Here is an 18,422-nt window from a genome sequence, read left to right on the forward strand (position 1 = left end):
CACAGGCCGCGGGCGGCCCTGCCAGCGGGCTGGGTGGCCCCATTGTTCCGGCGGTCGATAATCCCTCCAATGGACAAATATCAATGTTTACTTGACGATTCATGCAAGTAAAGCCCACCCCGCTCAGCATGCCCGACGACGCCCCGCCCCCCGCCTCGCCCGCGCTGCCGACCCCAGCGCCCCAGGCCCCGCGCGAACGCGCCGTGCTCGGCCAGTTGAGCGACATGGACCTGCGCCTGCTGCAGGTCTTCAAGAGCGTGGTCGATTGCGGCGGCATGGCCGCGGCCGAGCTGGAGCTGAACATCGGCACCAGCACCGTCAGCCGCCACGTGAAGGACCTCGAAACCCGCCTGGGGCTGACCCTGTGCCGGCGTGGGCGGGCGGGCTTCGCGCTCACCCCGGAAGGCCAGCGCGTGTACGACGAAACCCTGCGCCTATTGGCCGCCGTGCAGGGCTTTCGCGACAGCGTGGACGGCATCCACTCGCGCATGGGCGGGCAACTGGCCGTGGCCGTCTTCGACAAGACCGCGAGCAACCCGGCCGCGCGCATCGGCGAGGCCATCGCCGCCTTCACCGCCCAGGCGCCGGACGTGCACCTACAGATGCACGTGGGCTCGATCAACGCCATCGAGCGCGGCGTGATCGACGGCACCTACCAAGTGGGAATCATCCCCGCCCACCGCGCATCGCAGAGCCTGCTGTACACCGACCTGTTCGGCGAGACCATGCTGCTCTACTGCGGCACGGGCCACCCGCTGTTCGGGGCGGACCACTCGGCGCTCGACTGGGACGCCGTGCGCGCGCACCCGTTCGCCGGCCTGGGCTACCACTCGCCCAACATGGAGCTGAGCCACCAGGCCCGCCTCACCCGCACCGCCACGGGCTTCGACCAGGAATCCATCGCCACGCTGGTGCTCTCGGGCCGCTACCTGGGCTTCCTGCCCGACCACTACGCCGAGGCGTTCGAGCGCCGGGGCCGCCTGCAGGCCGTGCGGCCCGAGGCGCTGCGCTACGACTGCCAGTTCGTGAGCCTGCTGCGAAGGTCGCCCGAGCCGCCGAGGGCGGCGCAAGCGTTTCAGCGGTGCTTGGTGGCGGCACACACCCGGCGCTGAGAGAGGCGGTCATCCGGGGGCATCGGCCTCGGCTTGGCTGGCCGCCGCGCCGCTCAAACTCCGGTCACGAAAGCGCTCGGCTCAGGGAGTCCACGATGCGGGACTGCTGGTCGTCGGTGATGCCCACCCACAGGGGCAGTCGGATCAAACGCTCCGATTGCCGTTGCGTGACCTCCAGCGGGCCATGGGATTTACCGTACCGCAAACCCGCGGGGGCCGAGTGCAACGGCACATAGTGAAACACCGAACTGATGCCATCCCGCTTCAACGAAGCCATGACCTCCGCACGGTTGGCATCCTCCGGCAGCAGGACGTAGTACATGTGCGCGTTGTGCTGGCACTCGGCCGGAATGATGGGCCGGCGCAGCAGGCCCCGGACCTCCATCGGTGCGAGCAGGGCATGGTATTGATCCCATCTCCCCAGGCGGCTTTCGGTAATGGCCTGCGCCTCTTCCAATTGAGCCCACAGAAACGCCGCGATCAATTCCCCGGGCAGAAACGACGAACCGACCTCCTGCCAAGTGTATTTATCCACCTCCCCGCGAAAGAAACGGCTGCGATCGGTGCCTTTCTCGCGAATCACCTCGGCCAACACCGCCAAGTCGGGATCGTTCACGATCAGCGCACCGCCCTCGCCGGAAATGACGTTCTTGGTCTCGTGAAAGCTGAACGCCCCCAGATCGCCGATGCTGCCCAACGCCCGGCCTTTGTAGAAGGACATGACCCCCTGCGCCGCGTCCTCCACGACCTTGATTCCGTGCCGGCGTGCGATGGCCATGATGGCATCCATCTCGCACGACACCCCCGCGTAATGCACGGGAACAATCGCCCGGGTGCGCGAGGTGATGGCGCTTTCGATCAGCGTTTCATCGATGTTCAGCGTGTCTTCGCGGATATCGACGAACACCGGAACCGCACCCCGCAACACGAAGGCATTCGCCGTCGATACAAACGTGTACGACGGCATGATCACTTCGTCCCCCGGCTGGATATGGATCAGCAGCGCGGCCATTTCCAAAGCCGCCGTGCAGGAATGCGTCAACAAAGCCTTTTTGCAACCGCATTGGTGCTCCAGCCAGCCATGGCATTTCTTGGTGAACGTGCCATCGCCGGCCAGCGCATGCAGGCCATTGGCTTGCGCGATGTATTGCAATTCCTTGCCCGTCATGAAGGGGCGATTGAAGGGGATTTTCTCAGCGTTCAAATCAGCCTCTTTGATCTGCATATTCATTCATTGGGCGGTGGAGCCGTTAAACGCGTGCCACGATGATGGTTCCGATCACGATGAAAGCGACGCCCAGCGATTTTTGAAAGGTAATCGGCTCGTGCAAAATCCAACCGCTCAGAACCAGCACGATGACGAAGTTCAGGCTCATGAATGGATAGGCGTGGCTCAATTCGAATTTGGAAATCGCCGCCATCCATGCCAAGGACGCCAGAAAAGCGGCAAAAAATCCAGAAAATACCCAGGGATCGAAAATCAGGAAAACCAGGAACCTGATCTTCTCAAAGAACTCGGTAGGCATCCCGGAAATTTGATTCATTCGCCACTTCAAGACCAACTGGCCATACACCGTGAAAAATATGGTGGCAGCCAGATACAGATAATGGGTTATCTTGATATTCATTTCGACTCCAGCACCGCCAGGCCCACGCCAGTCGCCCCGTAGCCATTCCCGTTGTACAGCATGAAGGTTTGGCCATCGTGCTGGAATACGTGCGGGTATTCGATCATTTCGGAATCCCACCCGGTCTCCGACACCGAAATGCCCGCCAGCGCATCGCGGCGGCTCCAATCGATGCCATTCTCGGATTCCGCATAGCCGATCCTGTAAGCCGCGCCCCGATGGGAATACCACATGCGCCAAAGCCCACCTGCGTAAAGGACAGAGGGCCGGGAAATGGCATATTCCTGCGAATCCCCAAAATCGATGGCCACCTGGCCTGTTCGGCGCCAATCCACTCCATCGTCGGACTCGGCATATTTGATGTGATAGTGGTGCGAAGGCCGACCGTCCCTGACCTCCCAGCCGGTACAGGACAAATACCACATTCGCCAAACATCAGCCCCTGGAATCACGCAGCAACTGGCGCAGAAATGAGGCTCACGCATCGTTCTGTCCACGATGGGGCCTTCGTATATTTTCTCGAAGTTGCGCGTTGGCGCACCCATTGCCAGACCGATGGAGTTTCGAAAGGGCACGGTCACGCCCAGATTCCAGCCGATGTAATACAGATAGCGCTGACCGTTCCATTCCGCCAGCCAAGTGGCCATGGCACCACTGTCGTCAAAGGTACCTAGCGCCCCAATGTCGAGAACCGGGTTTTCAGAAAGCTCCAGGATGGCTTGCGGTTTTTGGAGATCGATGACCACATAGCCGGTCCGGCTCCGATTGGTGGCGTCTCTCGTGCTGAAATAAATTCGGTAAAGGTCGCCCTCGATACGCTCTGCAATGGGGACGGCGGCATGGGTCTGCATCCAGCCGAAATTCTGGTTGGGGCAGAAGACCAACCCCCTTTTTTTCCATGCCTTCATATCTTCTTCAAGCGATGGCTTGGCACCTTGGATCTTTCGGTCGCCGTGCCGACATACAGCCCGTCAGGTTCGGTGTCCGACAGGATGAGCGCCCCGGCACCGATCACACACCGATCGCCGATCGTGATGTGATCCCGCAGCGTGGCATTCACGCCGATGAAGCACTGCTCGCCGATGGTCACCCCGCCGGACACCACGACATGGGAGGCGATGAAGGTGTGGCTCTTGATCACGGAGTGGTGCCCGATGTGGTTCCCACTCCACAAAGTGACATTGTTTTCGATCCTGACGAATGGCTGGATCGTGTTGTCTTCCAGGATGAAACAGTTCTCTCCCACGCGCCCTTCATTCAAAAGACTGGCGCGGGAGCTGATGTAGCTCGCGATGGAGTAACCCGCGGCTTTGGCATCCAGGTATTTCTGCTTTCGGATGGCGTTCAGCGCTGAGTAGCTCAGCGCCACGAAAAAATCGCAGGCCGCCGGAGGAAATCGGGCGATGGCCTCTTCCAGCGTGATGACGGGGAGACTGCAGAGCGTGTCGCTCGTTCGATAGGCCGCATCCACGACGAAAGCCGCCACGCCATAGGCGGAGTCCGACTGGAAATAGAAATGGGCAAGTTCTGCGATTTCGCCCGCGCCGAAAATCAGGAGCTGCTTTTTCAAACCGATTTCCTCACCAAAATAGTGAATTCATAAAGCCCGTAGTCATGCAAAAGCGATACGTGGCGCGAGTAATGGGTTTTGCAAAAATCGAACACCCAGCAGGGGTCCGCATAATAGAGGTAATCACGTTTTTTATCCTCGTCCGAATAAGACGTCAGGCAGTTGAACGCAAATCCCATGCGACTTGAGCGATCAAGGGCATCCAGCGTGCTCTTGAAATAGGGCACCCAATCTTCCACGCTCACACCCAGCTTGACATTGAAGAGACCGCTGGCCACACTGAAATCACATACATCCTCGGGTTGAGAGGCCTGCCTGAATTGGGCCAACGGGCGGTCCCCGTGTCGCTCTTTTGCAGCTGCCAGCATTTCGCTCGAAATATCGACGCCGAAATAATCGAATGCCTCATATTTCGCAAGCATATGATCCAGCAGGGCCGCGTAACCACAGCCGAGATCGTTCAACGAAAAATGACCAGGCCGATCGATGATGCGGCACAACTGCTCGAAGCGAATATTTTGGCTTTCGGCACCATTCCAATCTACGCCCCGTGCCGTGGCACCGTGCGTCGCCAGTTTTTCGGAATAGTATTCCGCCACCTCATTCATGAAACTATTCGGACTGGCTTGCATAGATTTTCCTGATGATGGTATAGGGACGCTGCTTGCTCTCGGAATAAATCTTGGATAGGTAAATTCCCACCACACCGATGAACGAGATGATCATTCCGCCCAGCAACCATATCGAGGCCATCACGGAGGTCCAGCCGCTCAAGGGCTTTACCAAAAAGGCCCACCGGAAAACAAGATACCCCGCATAAAGCGCCGCCAAGGTGGAAATGATCAGGCCCAAATAAAAGATGCCCATCAGCGGCGCCTGACTGAAAGAAGCAATGGAATTGGCCATGATGGCCACTTTTCGCCGCAACGTGTAGGTCGTCTCGCTGGTGCTGTGCTTTTTCACGATCCGGGCTCGCTGGTCGAACCCGGTGATGTGCCACAGGCCCGCGATGAAAATCTCCCGTTCCCTGTGGAGCACCAACGCCTCCACATACCGCCGGGTCATCAACCGGGCCGTCAGCACGTTTTGCGGCAGGGTGAGGCCTGTGAGAAGGCTGAACAGGGAATAGAACCATTGCCCCGTCCATCGTTCGAACCAGCGGCCTTTTCGCTTTTCCTGCATTCCGTAGACGACGTCGCAGTCTTCAGCCGCCATCTGCTCGGCAAAGGGAAGCAAATATTCCGGATCTTCTTCCAGATCGCTGTCGATCAGAAAAACATGCTCGCCCTTGGCATGGGCCAGCCCGGTCATCATGGCCTTGTGATGGCCGAAGTTGCGCGACAGGTCGATCACCACGACCTTGGGGTCTGATTTCGTCAGTCCGACGGCCAGTGCCAGGCTTTCATCGGGTGAGCCGTCGTTCACCATGATGATTTCGTAGTCGCCGCCGGCCTGTTCAATGGCCACCCGGGTGGCCCGCTGATAGAACTCGGTGATGTAGGGAGCGGACTGGTAAAGGGTCGTGACGATGGACAGCTTCATGGCGCGGACTTCTTCATGTAGTCTCGCGACCCTTTTCCGCAATTGAAGAAGAGATCGAGCACGCTGACTTCATGCACAAAATCGCCCCACAGCTGAGGGTATTGCGGATACCCTGAGTAATCGAACCAAGATACCTGGACGCCACTGGCCGCAAAAATGCTTTCATCGATATAGTCTTTCGCGGCAGGACCTGAGACATAGATGTCTCCATGGCATTGCTTGCACAAATCGACCAGGCGCTCGACTTTATCGTCTTGCAAAACATAATCCCAAGATTTGGTGATCGATGTGGTGATTTCCAAATAATCACAACAGGCCTCTATCAACGAACAATTCAATTCTGAAATGTTGCTCGGATAAGCGGCTTTGGCATACAGAGGCTGCAGCCACGCTGCTATTTCTTCAAAGAAGGGAGCACGTTTGTAATTTTGCTCCAAGGCCTTCCAATGCATCGATGCCCAGTCGGCTCCGTCGATTTGGGTGTCCCGTATTTTCTGGTGATAGCGGCCTTTGACCATGACGGGAACGGTCAGCCATTGGACACCCTGAGGTGTTTTTATTTTGTTGCGATTGCGCCAATCCCTGCGGGTATATTGCATGTCATCGTAGATAACCAACTCATCGACCGAGGCAATGATATCGAAATACCCTTTCCAGGGAATATAGTTCGATTGCAAAATGGCGACCTTCTTCATTGCTCGCGCTTTCTATTGGATTCACATGCCTTCACGGCCTGAACAGAATCCCGTTGGGGCCGATGAAGCCATTGCACTGTTTTTCTGACCGCGTGGACACTGCTGCCCACCACTTGGTAATCACGCTCCAGATCGGCGCCAAAGCCGTTCAGTATTTCAGGAGAAAGGGTCCCGATCCCCTTGGGCTCCGAAACCAGCCAGGCGGACACCAGCTGATCACAGGGGACTTTCTTGAGGGCTTCCTGCACATAGCCTTGGCTGCCTGGATAACCTCCCAGAGACCATGGCACGCCGATGCTGGTGGCCTGTAGTGCGAACAAGATTCCGGGTGAATTTCCGCTCAAGTCGAGCATCGGCGTGCCGGCGGAAAAACCGTGGTCCCGGGCCAACCGGTTGAACGACGTTACGTATTCGTTGTCGGCAAGCGAGAGGAGCAGGGTTTTGCCAGGTCCACCGAAATCCACGCGTTCCGCGCTACTGTAAAGCGGTTGCAATTGCCGATAAGGGAACAGGAAGGCCCCCTGGACCACGCCGGCCAGTGCGACTTGAAGCAAAAGCGTGTACAGCACCAGTTTCTGGGGGAAATGCGGCGTCGAGACCAGCGGCCTCAGCGACCAGGCCGCGGCCAGCGCGACGAAGAAAACAGCGCCGTTGATCGAAACCCAGTAGCTGTTGCTCGACCCGAAAGCGTAGGCGTACGGCAAAGCGGCGAGCAACACGCAAAGGGGAAGGGTTTGGCGAGCTCCCGAGCGCAAGGCGGAGAAAAATCCAGGCAACAGCGCACCGGCAGCCAACGCGAACAGAACCAACGCGCGGTTTTCACCCTGGATTTTGGAGAGGGCGAAATAGCCCAGGCCAGCGACGCCCACAAGCGCCACCACAGGCAGGGCGGCGCGGCCGGTCCTCGGGAGTGCTTCCAAGGGTTTCGTGGCCCACAGGCTGGCAAAGGACAAGGCAGCACCAAGGAGCAGCGCCAGGGCGGTGGCGAGGTCCATCGACAGTCCGTCCATCCTGAAAATTTTGCCGATGCCCCCGGCATTTGCATCAAGCAATCCCGCCAGCCGCAAGCCCTCGGTATTTCGGTGGATGAATGGCAGGACGCCTCCATCCGTCACCAGCGCAGTGACCAAGGCAGCGGCGGCGGCAGTGGCTGCGGGAATCCATGCCGCTTGCCAACGAAAGTGGCCGCTGAAGACCAGATAGAGCACGACCAGCACGGCCAGCGCAGCAGCCGAGGTCGGTTTGCCCAGAAAGGCAACCCAGCCGCCCAACCCGACGATCACGTAACCCAACGCGCTCGCGCGCTCCTGTCTCGGCGCGGCCATCAGCAGCCCTGTCAGGGTGATCAGCAGCCCCTGGAACGCCAATGCGTTGTAGCTGGGCGTGGGAATCCACATGCCTGCGAACACAGCGGACAGAAGCGTCAGGCAGGCGAGGCCCGATGCGACGACCAGCTTGGTCGCGACGTCGATTTTTTCTGCGAATGCCTTGCCCAGCAGCGTCCAGGCGGCGGCGCCTCCGAGCAACAGCGTGAAAAGGAAATTCAGTTGCCGAAGCGTGCCGATGTTTCCGTCCGCCAGCAGGTACAGCGGATGGTAGAAAAATCCGAACTGGGAAATCGAAGCGGAATACAGGAACGGATTGGAAATCCAGTTCAAATAAAAACCTTCATCCGTGTAGTCCACGCCGTGCCGAACATACAGAGCCACCCAGACGATGAACAAAGCGGTCAAGCAGGCAGAAAGTGCCAGCAATGGCGTTCCGGAGGGACTTTTGCCGACGCTTTGAACGGAAGCATTTTTTAAGCGAGGCATCGGTATTTCGTTTTCATATCGGGACAGGCAGACCCATGGTGCGCGAGGGGGTGCGGCCGCCCTGCCGGGCAATGGGCGTTCCGCGGCGAATTATCGATGGATGGAGCCCAGGCACAGACACTTCCTGCTCGCATACACATCACCGCACCTGCGCGGGCGCGTTCGGGTTGCCGCCGGCACACGGGCCAGGGAGGTTCAACGCAGCCTTTGAAACGCCGATGGCCCGCCAATGCGGGCCATCGGGGCGGGGGCCTTCATCGCGCCCGCGAACGGTCAGGAACGTCAGTCAATCCGCCGAAGCCCCCGACTTCTTCACCAGTTCCGCCCAGCGCGGAATCTCCTTGGCCATGTGCGCCGCCAGCGCTTCCGGCGTGCTGCCCACGATGTCCATGCCCAGCTGCGTATGCAGCTTGTCCACCACGTCCGGCTGCTTCAATGCCTTGACGATCTCGGCGTTCAGCCGCTGGACCACGGCCTTGGGCGTGCCCTTGGGGGCGTACACGGCCTGCCAGGACGACATCTCGAAGCCGGCCACGCCCGATTCGATCATGGTGGGCAGCTCGGGCGCGAGGGCGATGCGCTGGCCGGTGGTCACGGCCAGCAGCTTCACGCGGCCGGCCTTGGCCAGGGGCAGGGCGGCGGTCATCTGGTCGAACATGAACGACACCTGGCCGGCGGCCACGTCGGTGAGGGCGGGCGGCGTGCCCTTGTACGGCACGTGGGTGAGCTTCACGCCGATCAGGTCGCCGAACATCTCGCCCGCCAGGTGGGTGGAGGTGCCCGCGCCCGACGACGCGAACATGCGTTTGGACGGGTCTTTCTTGAGCAGCTCGATCAGTTCCTTCACCGAGTTCACGCCCAGCGCGGGGTTGACGATGAGCACGTTGGGCAGCGTGGCCACCAGGGCCACGGGCTCGAAGTCCTTGACCGGGTTGTACGACAGGTTCTTGTACAGGCTGGCGTTGATGGCGTGCGTGCTGATGGTGCCGCCGAAGAGGGTGTAGCCGTCCGGCGGAGCCTTGGCCGCGTACGAAGCGCCGATGCCGCCGGCCTGGCCGGGCTTGTTGTCCACCACCACCGATTGCTTGAGCGCCTCGCCCAGCTTGTTGGCGAGCACGCGGCCGATGATGTCGGTGGAGCCGCCGGGCGTGAACGGCACGACGTAGGTGATGGGCTTGGCGGTGGGCCATTCCTGGGCGCCCGCAAGGAATGGAGCCAGGGCCAGGGCGGCCAGCAGGGCGGTGTGTCGGATGAATCGCATGGGGTTTGTCTCCGGGTGTCGTTGTGGTGCTGCGATGTGGGGAACGGGGGAACAGCGGAAAAAAGCGGTGCGGGCGGTATGGGCCGGGTGTCAGCGACCTTTCTCGGCGCGCCAGGCGGCGAAGTCGCCGTGGGTGGCGGGGTCGGTGGGCGGGTACAGGCCGATGATCGAGCGGCCTTCCAGCACCTTCTCGGTCACGAAGTCTTCGAAGGCGGTCATCTCGGTGGCTTCAGCGGCGATCTCGTCGGCCAGGTGCGCTGGGATGACGATGACGCCCTCGCCATCGCCCACCAGCACGTCGCCGGGAAACACGGCCACGTCGCCGCAGGCGATGGGCCCGTTGATGTCGATGGCCTGGTGCAGCGTGAGGTTGGTGGGCGCCGAGGGGCGCTGGTGGTAGGCCGGCATGTCGAGCGCGGCGATCTCGGGCGTGTCGCGAAAGCCGCCGTCGGTGACCAGCCCGGCCACGCCGCGCTTCATGAGGCGCGAGGCGAGGATGGAGCCGGCCGATGCGGCGCGCGCGTCCTTGCGGCTGTCGATGACCAGCACGGCGCCGGGCGGGCAATCTTCCACGGCCTTGCGCTGCGGGTGGTCGGGGTTCTTGAACACGTCGATGGTGTTCAGGTCTTCGCGCGCCGGGATGTAGCGCAGCGTGAAGGCCTCGCCCACCATGTTGGCGCGGCCGGTGCGCAGGGGGTGCACGTTCTGCAGGAACTGGTTGCGCAGCCCCTTCTTGAAGAGGGCGGTGCACAGCGTGGCGGTGCTGACGTGGGCGAGGCGGTCGCGGGTGGCGGGGTTCAAGGGCATGTCTCCGGGGGTCAGAAGATGTCGGGCTCGGGCACGGGAGCGCCGAAGCCGGTTTCGAGGAAATCGAAGTCGCAGCCCTGGTCGGCCTGCAGGATGTGGCGGCTGAACATCCACCCGTAGCCGCGCTGGTAGCGCGCGGGCGGCGGCGTCCAGGCGGCGCGGCGGCGGGCGAGTTCTTCGTCGCTCACTTCCATGTGGATGCGGCGCGCGGGCACGTCCACGGTGATGAGGTCGCCGGTTTTCACGAGCGCCAGCGGGCCGCCGATGTAGGCCTCGGGCGCGGCGTGCAGGATGCAGGCGCCGTAGCTGGTGCCGCTCATGCGCGCATCGGACAGGCGCAGCATGTCGCGCACGCCCTGCTTCACCAGCTTCGCGGGGATAGGCAACATGCCCCACTCGGGCATGCCGGGGCCGCCCTGCGGGCCGGCGTTGCGCAGCACCAGGATGTGGTCGGCCGTCACGTCGAGGTCGGGGTCTTCCACCGCGGCCTTCATGCTGGGGTAGTCGTCGAACACCAGCGCCGGACCGGTGTGCTGCTGCAGGTGCGGCGCGCAGGCGCTGGGCTTGATGACGGCGCCGTCGGGCGCGAGGTTGCCGCGCAGCACGGCGAGCGCGCCCTCGGCGTAGATGGGGTTGGACAGCGGCCGGATCACGTCGTCGTTGAACACGGCGGCGCCTTCGATGTTCTCGCCCAGCGTGCGGCCGGTGACGGTGCGCGCACCGAGGTGCAGGTGCTGCGGCATGCTCGACATGAGGCCGGGCAGGCCGCCGGCGTAGTAGAAGTCCTCCATCAGGTAGGTGTCGCCGCTGGGCCGCACGTTGGCGATCACGGGCACGTGGCGGCTGGCGGCGTCGAAATCATCCAGCGTGACGGCGCAGTGCGCGCCCGCGCGGCGCGACATGGCCACCAGGTGGACGATGGCGTTGGTGGAGCAGCCCACGGCCATGGCCACGTTGATGCCGTTCAGGAACGATTCGCGGCTCAGCAGCTTCGCCGGGGTCTCGTCCTGCCAGACCATCTCGACGATGCGGCGGCCGCTCTCGGCGCTCATGCGCACGTGGTTGGCGTCCGGCGCGGGGATGGACGAGGCGCCCGGCAGCGTCATGCCGATGGCCTCGGCGATCGCCGTCATGGTGCTGGCCGTGCCCATGGTCATGCAGGTGCCGTGGCTGCGGGCGATGCCGCCTTCCACCCCGAGCCACTGTGTCTGCGTGATCTGGCCGGCGCGGCGCTCGTCCCAGAGCTTCCACGCGTCCGATCCCGAGCCCAGCACCTGCCCGTTGTAGTTGCCGCGCAGCATGGGGCCGGCGGGCACGAAGACGCAGGGCAGGCCCATGCTGATGGCGCCCATCAGCAGGCCGGGGCCGGTCTTGTCGCAGCCGCCCATCAGCACCGCGCCATCGACCGGGTGGCTGCGCAGCAACTCTTCGGTCTCCATGGCCAGCAGGTTGCGGTAGAGCATGGTGGTGGGCTTGACGAAGGCCTCGGCCAGCGAGATGGCCGGCAGCTCGATGGGAAAGCCGCCCGCCTGCAGCACGCCGCGCTTGACGTCTTCCACCCGCTGCTTGAAGTGGCCGTGGCAGGGGTTGATGTCCGACCACGTGTTGACGATGGCGATGATGGGCTTGCCCACCCAGTCTTCGGGCGCGTAGCCCATTTGCATGATGCGGGAGCGGTGGCCGAAGGAGCGCAGGTCGTCGGGGGCGAACCAGCGTGCGCTGCGCAGGGACTCGGGGGTACGGCGGGTCGTCGTCATAGGCTCCATCACAGGTTTCGGTGCATTAAAGCACTAATATATTAGTACATCAAAATCGTGCGGTGCGACAATCCGCCGCCTATGAACGTGAGAGACAAAGTCCACCTCGACCGGTCGCGCCACGCGGCGCCGCAGATCTTCGAAAAGCTGCGCGCGGCCATCGTGTCGCTGGACCTCACACCCGGCACCGTGCTGGCCCGTGCCGAACTGGCCGAGCGCTTCGGCATCAGCCAGACGCCCGTGCGCGATGCGCTGATGCGGCTGGGCGAAGAGGGGCTGGTGGACATCTTTCCGCAGCACGCCACGGTGGTGAGCCGCATCGACGTGGCCGCCGCACGGCAGGCCCACTACCTGCGCCGGTCCATCGAGCTGGAGGTGGTGCGCACGCTGGCGCTGCAGGGCGGCGAGGCCGTCGCCCGGCGCCTGCAGGCCCAGATCGGCGTGATGCAGGCCGCGGCCGAGCCTCTGGAGCCCGAGGCGTTCTCGCAGGCCGATCTGGCGTTCCACCGCCTGATGTACGAAGCTGCCGAGGTGCCGCGCCTGTGGGAGCTGGTGCGCAGCCACTCCGGCCATGTGGACCGTCTGCGCCACCTGCACCTGCCCAGCGCGGGCAAGGCCGCGTCGGTACTGGCCGACCACCGCCGCATCGCCGAGGCCATCGCGCAGGGGGACGCGCCTGGCGCCCAGGAGGCGCTGCGCACGCACCTGTCGGGCACGCTCAGCCAGGTGGACGAGATCTGCGCCCGCCATCCGGAGTACGTGAACGCCGACTGAAGGGCGGAGCGGACCCGGGCGGCTCCGGGCGAAAGGCACCGGCGCCCGTGCTGGCCCATGGTCAGCCCCATCGGCCTCCAGCGCAATATTTACTAGGGCATGCTGCTATTTAATTAATAGCAATCGAGATCAAGCGATGAACCGGATGGTCTGCGCCACCAGGCCGAAGGTGCCGGCGGCCACCTGCGCCTGGATCTCCACGGAGCGGTTCTCGGCCAGGTCGGACGCGGTGCCGCCCTCGAAGCGGGCGCTGGCGTAGTGGACCGGCACGCCGCGCACCACGATCACCGAGGCCGCCGGGATCACGCGCTGGATCGATCCCTTCACGTCGAAGCTGCGGCTGGCCAGGCTGCCGGCCTCTTCCAGCGCGATCTCGCTCGCATTGAACTGGCCGCTCACGAACACGCCCTTCACGTCCACGCGCCGGCCCAGCGCCAGGCCCGCAGGCGGGTTGGCCACGCCGCTGGCGTTCACCGGCACGCCGTTCACGCTGAAGGCCGTGTTGCTGGTGAACGCGGTGATGTAGCCCTTGAGTTCGACCGCCACGTTGTTGCCGCTGGGCAGCGTCACGCTGCTGGCGGTGGTGCGCAGGGCCGAGGCCACCCAGCGGCCGGACGCGTCGGGCGCCGTCTGCAGCTCCACGCGGGCGTACTGCCCGTTGGCGATGCCGGGGGCCTGCGACGCGACGGCGCCGTAGGCGATCACCGCGCCGCCGATGCGGAAGGTCTGCGCCGTGCCGTCCAGCGCGGAGACCACGCCGCGCAGCTTGTAGCGAGTGGGCACGGGCTCGTCGCGCACCACCAGCGTGGCGCTGTACAGCCCGTCGGGGTTGCGAAGGCCGAACACCTGCACCACCTGGCCCACCGCCAGGCTGGCCGCGCCATTGGGCAGGTTGTCGCTGTAGAGCGTGGCATCGGCCCACTGCACGGTCTGGCCCAGCACGGCGAAGGTGCGGGCGGCGGTGTCGATGGCGGTGATGGGCCCCTCGATCTCGCTGCGCAGGCTGATGGTCGAGGCCACGGAGCGGCGCAGCCCGCTGGCGTCCACCGCGATGCCCGAGCCGTTCACCTCCACCACCATGCCCAGCCGCAGGGCGGCGGTGGTGACGGCCTGGCCGGCATCGTCCAGGATGCGCGCGGCGGTGTCGTCGTAGCGCAGGTTGTTGACGATGATGGAGCCGAAGCCGCTGATGGGGCCGCTGGAGAACGACGCATCGGCCGCGCTGCCGACGCCGGAGACATCGCCACCGCCGCCGCCCCCTCCACCGCAGCCGAACAGCACCAGGGTGGCGGAAGCCGCGCCACCGGCCAGCAGGCGGCGGCGCGCAGGGGATGACGGGTGGACGGCGGGGAGCAAGGTGGACTGCATGGAAACCTCCGAAGGCGATGGGATGTTGAAACGGCGAGGCCGGGCGGCGCTGGCGGGTGCGCGGCCAGAACCGATGCCGCGCGCCACGCCAGCGCCTGGCATCTTGTAATCACCGGTCGCGCCAATGATTTCAATATGTGTACTTACTTGTTCAGTTTTAGAAGGGATTTGGCCACGTCGCCGACCGGCTTTGGCGGGGCGCCTGTCTCGATACCTCTCGATACCGCGCCCGGCATGCGCTGCGGCACGCAGCCGAACACCGGGCCGGCCGTGCGGCCAGCGCCATTTCATTTTGAAACACTCATGTACGGTTTAGCGTTTCGCTTCACGCCGGGCACTGCGTGCCGTGGTGAAAAAACCAACGTCTCGGCTATGCCGAGGCCAGCGCAGGGGCCTGCGCTCGTTCCAAGCCGTTTGCACGGCCGGGCTGGTCATTCCTGCACCTGCGGCGGATAATCCAGGCACTTTCTCGCCCTCCACCGGAGCACTCTCATGGCCTCTGTTTCCTCGATCGCCGCCTCCGGCCTGCGCGCTGCCCAGGTGCGCATGGATGTCTCCGCCAACAACGTCGCCAACATGAACACCCCCGGGTTCAAGCGCCAGACGGTGGACCAGGAGGCCGTGGCCTCCCAAGGCGGCGTGGCCACCACCAATGTGGGCCGTGCGGCGCAGGAAGGCGCCTCGCTCGAGGCCGATGCGGTCGATCAGATCTCGGCCACCTATGCGTTCAAGGCCAATCTGCAGGTTTTGCGCACCGAAGACCGCATGATGGGCTCGCTGCTCGACACCCGGGCCTGACCCGCCGAAGACGCCTCTTACCCGTCCGCTGGGCCAGCCTGGGCCGACGGCAGCCTGGCGGCCCTCTTTCGTTTTCCCTCTTCTCTCAGACCATCACAGCGCGCCGGCCAGGCCAGCCAGCCGCTCGATCAGCCAGTGCTGAAACGGCCCGGCCGCCTGCCGGGGGCGTGGATTCGGTGCGGTGTTCATGGCCGTGCCTCAAGCCGCCAGCGGCGCATCGCCGGCCGCTGCCGCGCGGCGTCGGGCCGCCCGCTCCCAGGCCTTTTCGTGGAAGAAGAACGCCACCGCCTGCACCGTGGGCTCCAGCAGGCTCAGCGTGATCGAGGCGATCAGGTTGCCGGTGACCGCGTAGGCCACCAGGGCCGCCACGCAGATGTGGATGAGGTAGTAGCTGCCCGTCTTCATGAGGGTGGGCAGGTTGCGGAGCGTGGCTTGGCGGATGCGGGACATGGCGGACTCCTGTAGGGCGATCTCGGATGGGGAACAGACGACTGCAAGAATGCTAGTGATTCGCATTGGCGAGCGCCAATTGATCGTGTCCAACGCCGCGATAGCCAAGCCCCGGGGCGCCGCTATGATGGCCGCACTTTCCAACCCCTCCGCACACCTCGAACGGGAGCACCGCATGGCCCTCATGGACTTCATCAAGAAACAGTTCATCGACATCATCCAGTGGACCGAGGACAGCGACGGCACGCTGGCCTGGCGCTTCCCGATGCGGGACATGGAAATCCAGAACGGCGGCACGCTCGTGGTGCGCGAGTCGCAGATGGCGGTCTTCGTCAACGAAGGCCAGGTGGCCGACGTGTTCGGCCCCGGCACCTACAAGCTCACCACGCAGACGCTGCCGGTGCTCACCTACCTGAAGAACTGGGACAAGCTCTTCGAATCCCCGTTCAAGAGCGACGTGTACTTCTTCAGCACACGCCAGCAGGTGGACCAGAAGTGGGGCACGCCCCAGCCCATCACCATCCGCGACAAGGACTTCGGCGCCGTGCGCCTGCGCGCCTTCGGCAACTACGCCTTCCGCGTGGCCGACCCCAAGCTGTTCCACACCGAGATCTCGGGCACGCGCGCCGAGTACACCGTCTCCGAGATCGACGGCCAGCTGCGCGGCCTGGTGCTGCAGAACATCAGCAACGCCATCGCGGGCAGCGGCCTGCCGTTCCTCGACCTGGCGGCCAACCAGGTGATGTTCGCCGAGGCCCTGGCCAAGGAGCTGCAGCCCGCGTTCGCCAAGATCGGCCTGCTGCTGGAGGGCATGACGGTGCAGAACGTCTCGCTGCCCGAAGAGCTGCAGAAGATCCTGGACCAGAAGATCGGCATGGGCATGGTCGGCAACGACATGGGCAAGTTCATGCAGTACCAGACGGCGCAGGCGATCCCGAAGTTCGCCGAAGGCTCGGGCAACGGCGGCGGCGGCATTGCCGGCGACGCCATGGGCCTGGGCGCCGGCGTGGCGCTGGGCCAGGTGCTGGCTCAGAACCTGCAGCAGGGCCTGCAGGGCCAGAACCCCGGCGCAGCCCAGCAGGCCGCCGCCGCGGTGGCGGCCGCGCCTGCGGCGGGCGTCAAGCCCGAAGACGTGATGGCCACGCTGGAGAAGCTGGGCGAGCTCAAGGCCAAGGGCATCCTCACGCAGGAGGAGTTCGACGCCAAGAAGGCCGAACTGCTCAAGAAGCTGGTCTAGATTTCGCTATTGATTGAATAGCGTCCTGCCCAATCGATACTAGGGCAGGAGGCCAAAAACACTCCAAAAAAACATGGCCGAGAGCGGCACCCAGCGTACCTACCGCGCGCCCTGCCCCGGCTGCGGCGCGCCGGTCGAATTCAAGAGCGCGCAGTCCACCCACGCCGTCTGCCCCTACTGCCAGAGCACGGTGGTGCGCAGCGGCGAGGTGCTCACGCGCGTGGGCAAGATGGCCGAGGTCTTCGACGACCACAGCCCCCTGCAGCTCATGGCCAGCGGCCGCATCGTGCTGGACGGGAAGGACCTGCCCTTCACGCTGATCGGGCGCCTGCAATACAAGGGCGACGCCGGCACCTGGACCGAATGGAACGCCTTCCTGGAGGACGGCAGCACCGCCACGCTGGGCGAGGACAACGGCGCCTACGTGTTCACGCGCCCGGCCGCGGCGGGGCGTGAGTTGCCCGCGGCCGAGCAGTTCCGCGTCGGCATGACCACGGCGGTGGCCGGCAAGCCCTACAGCGTGGCCGCCAACGTGCAGGCGCAGCTCATCTCCGCCCAGGGCGAGCTGCCCAAACTGCCGCCGCTGGGCCACCCGTTCAGCATGGTGGAGCTGCGCAGCGCCGACGGCGAGGTGCTGTCGATCGACTACGGCAGCACGCCCCCGAAGGTGGACCGCGGCCGGGCCGTGCAGCTCGACGATTTGAAGCTGCAGGGCCTGAAAGACGCGTCCGCCAAGGACGAGACAGGCCGGCAGTTCAACTGCCCCAACTGCGGCGCGCCGGTGCCCGTGAAGCTGGGCAGCACCAAGAGCCTGACCTGTCCGTCGTGCCACAGCCTCATCGACCTGTCCAGCGGCCTGGGGGCCGAACTGCGCCACGCCGTGCAGGACGAGCCGTTGAACCCGCTCATCCCGCTGGGCCAGACCGGGCAGCTGGAGGGCGTGCACTGGCAGGTCGTGGGCTTTCAACACCGCATGGGCGTGGAGCCGGGCGACGACGAGCATTTCGGCTGGGACGAATACCTGCTCTACAACCAAAAGCGTGGCTTCGCCTTCCTGGTGGACGCGACCGACGGCTGGAGCCTGGTGCGGCCCACCACGGGCGCGCCGCAGCTGACCGGCGGCGGCCAGAGCGCGACCTACCTGGGCACCACCTACCGCCTGTCCAGCCAGTACGACGCCGAGACCACCTACGTGGCCGGCGAGTTCTACTGGCCCGTGGAGCGCGGCCAGAAAAGCGCCAACCGCGACTTCGCCAGCAGCACCGGCCGCGGCCTGCTGTCGATGGAGCAGACCCCGCGCGAGATCACCTGGTCCAGCGGCAGCAAGATCGACAGTGCGGTGGTGGCGCAGGCCTTCAAGCTCGGCGGCCAGCAGGACATGTTCAAGCGCGAGGACGCCGCGCCCCTGGCCAGCGCCACCAGCCTGGGCTGCGGGACCATCATCGTCATTGCGATCGTGCTCATCATCCTGCTGCTGCTCATGAGCAACTGCTCGGGATCGTCGGGCGGCGGCTACCGCAGCTCGGGCGGCTCCTTCGGCGGGTATTCCAGCGGGGGCGGGCACAAATGACGAAACGGCGACGCCCCTGCGCTCCCTTGTTGCAACCCC

18 protein-coding genes are annotated in these 18,422 nt (G+C 64.1%); 5 read left to right on the plus strand and 13 right to left on the minus strand.

Annotation, left to right across the window (positions count from 1 at the left end):
- The first annotated feature begins 128 nt into the window (after positions 1-128).
- A complete protein-coding gene (locus tag AVTE2539_RS09235) occupies positions 129-1,112 on the plus strand; it encodes a LysR family transcriptional regulator (RefSeq protein WP_502868905.1) in 984 nt (327 codons plus the stop codon).
- A 64-nt stretch (positions 1,113-1,176) separates the two neighbouring features.
- Here the strand turns inward: AVTE2539_RS09235 and rffA are convergent, their stop codons facing one another.
- The 11 genes from rffA to araD form a co-directional block, all read right to left on the minus strand.
- Entirely contained in the window at positions 1,177-2,337 is a 1,161-nt protein-coding gene (gene rffA / locus AVTE2539_RS09240; RefSeq protein WP_284410688.1) for a dTDP-4-amino-4,6-dideoxygalactose transaminase, read from the minus strand.
- A 25-nt stretch (positions 2,338-2,362) separates the two neighbouring features.
- Positions 2,363-2,740, minus strand: coding sequence for an EamA family transporter (locus tag AVTE2539_RS09245; RefSeq protein WP_284409953.1), 378 nt, complete (start codon positions 2,738-2,740; stop codon positions 2,363-2,365).
- A complete protein-coding gene (locus AVTE2539_RS09250) occupies positions 2,737-3,648 on the minus strand; it encodes a glycoside hydrolase family protein (RefSeq protein ID WP_284409955.1) in 912 nt (303 codons plus the stop codon). Before AVTE2539_RS09250 ends, AVTE2539_RS09245 begins: the two co-directional genes overlap by 4 nt.
- Complete coding sequence (locus AVTE2539_RS09255) at positions 3,645-4,310, minus strand: acetyltransferase (protein ID WP_284409957.1); 666 nt, start codon at positions 4,308-4,310, stop codon at positions 3,645-3,647. Before AVTE2539_RS09255 ends, AVTE2539_RS09250 begins: the two co-directional genes overlap by 4 nt.
- Positions 4,307-4,942 carry a class I SAM-dependent methyltransferase gene (locus tag AVTE2539_RS09260; RefSeq protein ID WP_272550153.1) on the minus strand — a complete coding sequence of 212 codons (636 nt, stop codon included), beginning with the start codon at positions 4,940-4,942 and terminating at the stop codon, positions 4,307-4,309. Before AVTE2539_RS09260 ends, AVTE2539_RS09255 begins: the two co-directional genes overlap by 4 nt.
- Positions 4,923-5,852, minus strand: a complete 930-nt coding sequence (locus AVTE2539_RS09265; RefSeq protein WP_284409962.1) for a glycosyltransferase family 2 protein — start codon at positions 5,850-5,852, stop codon at positions 4,923-4,925. The genes AVTE2539_RS09260 and AVTE2539_RS09265 overlap by 20 nt, the downstream gene beginning before the upstream one ends.
- The gene (locus tag AVTE2539_RS09270; RefSeq protein ID WP_284409963.1) at positions 5,849-6,547 is read right to left on the minus strand and encodes a WbqC family protein; all 699 of its coding nucleotides are present in this window, start codon (positions 6,545-6,547) and stop codon (positions 5,849-5,851) included. The genes AVTE2539_RS09265 and AVTE2539_RS09270 overlap by 4 nt, the downstream gene beginning before the upstream one ends.
- On the minus strand, positions 6,544-8,271 hold the full coding sequence (locus AVTE2539_RS09275) for a hypothetical protein (protein ID WP_284409965.1): 1,728 nt from the start codon (positions 8,269-8,271) through the stop codon (positions 6,544-6,546). Before AVTE2539_RS09275 ends, AVTE2539_RS09270 begins: the two co-directional genes overlap by 4 nt.
- 376 nt (positions 8,272-8,647) lie before the next feature.
- Complete coding sequence (locus AVTE2539_RS09280; protein WP_284409967.1) at positions 8,648-9,622, minus strand: Bug family tripartite tricarboxylate transporter substrate binding protein; 975 nt, start codon at positions 9,620-9,622, stop codon at positions 8,648-8,650.
- A 90-nt stretch (positions 9,623-9,712) separates the two neighbouring features.
- Positions 9,713-10,423 (minus strand): ribonuclease activity regulator RraA, encoded by a 711-nt coding sequence (locus AVTE2539_RS09285; protein ID WP_284397471.1) that lies wholly within the window; start codon positions 10,421-10,423, stop codon positions 9,713-9,715.
- Positions 10,424-10,440: 17 nt separating this feature from the next.
- Positions 10,441-12,186: an L-arabinonate dehydratase gene (gene araD, locus AVTE2539_RS09290; RefSeq protein WP_284409969.1), complete on the minus strand. Its 1,746-nt coding sequence runs from the start codon at positions 12,184-12,186 to the stop codon at positions 10,441-10,443.
- 81 nt (positions 12,187-12,267) lie between these two features.
- Here araD and AVTE2539_RS09295 point away from each other — a divergent pair, with 81 nt between their 5' ends.
- Complete coding sequence (locus tag AVTE2539_RS09295; protein WP_284409971.1) at positions 12,268-12,960, plus strand: GntR family transcriptional regulator; 693 nt, start codon at positions 12,268-12,270, stop codon at positions 12,958-12,960.
- 129 nt (positions 12,961-13,089) lie between these two features.
- On the opposite strand, the gene AVTE2539_RS09300 is transcribed toward AVTE2539_RS09295, so the two are convergent.
- Positions 13,090-14,328 carry a DUF5666 domain-containing protein gene (locus tag AVTE2539_RS09300; RefSeq protein ID WP_284409973.1) on the minus strand — a complete coding sequence of 413 codons (1,239 nt, stop codon included), beginning with the start codon at positions 14,326-14,328 and terminating at the stop codon, positions 13,090-13,092.
- Positions 14,329-14,820: 492 nt separating this feature from the next.
- Here AVTE2539_RS09300 and AVTE2539_RS09305 point away from each other — a divergent pair, with 492 nt between their 5' ends.
- Positions 14,821-15,126 carry a flagellar basal body rod protein FlgC gene (locus AVTE2539_RS09305; RefSeq protein WP_272566450.1) on the plus strand — a complete coding sequence of 102 codons (306 nt, stop codon included), beginning with the start codon at positions 14,821-14,823 and terminating at the stop codon, positions 15,124-15,126.
- A gap of 198 nt (positions 15,127-15,324) precedes the next feature.
- Here the strand turns inward: AVTE2539_RS09305 and AVTE2539_RS09310 are convergent, their stop codons facing one another.
- Positions 15,325-15,576, minus strand: coding sequence for a DUF2061 domain-containing protein (locus tag AVTE2539_RS09310; RefSeq protein ID WP_272566451.1), 252 nt, complete (start codon positions 15,574-15,576; stop codon positions 15,325-15,327).
- 175 nt (positions 15,577-15,751) lie between these two features.
- Here AVTE2539_RS09310 and AVTE2539_RS09315 point away from each other — a divergent pair, with 175 nt between their 5' ends.
- Together AVTE2539_RS09315 and AVTE2539_RS09320 are read left to right on the plus strand one after the other, a co-directional pair.
- Positions 15,752-16,813, plus strand: a complete 1,062-nt coding sequence (locus AVTE2539_RS09315) for an SPFH domain-containing protein (RefSeq protein WP_284410690.1) — start codon at positions 15,752-15,754, stop codon at positions 16,811-16,813.
- A gap of 73 nt (positions 16,814-16,886) precedes the next feature.
- The gene (locus AVTE2539_RS09320; protein WP_284409975.1) at positions 16,887-18,383 is read left to right on the plus strand and encodes a DUF4178 domain-containing protein; all 1,497 of its coding nucleotides are present in this window, start codon (positions 16,887-16,889) and stop codon (positions 18,381-18,383) included.
- Positions 18,384-18,422: the final 39 nt, after the last annotated feature.

It is taken from the genome of Acidovorax sp. SUPP2539, from assembly GCF_030158975.1.
In the GTDB taxonomy this organism is placed as follows: domain Bacteria; phylum Pseudomonadota; class Gammaproteobacteria; order Burkholderiales; family Burkholderiaceae_C; genus Paracidovorax.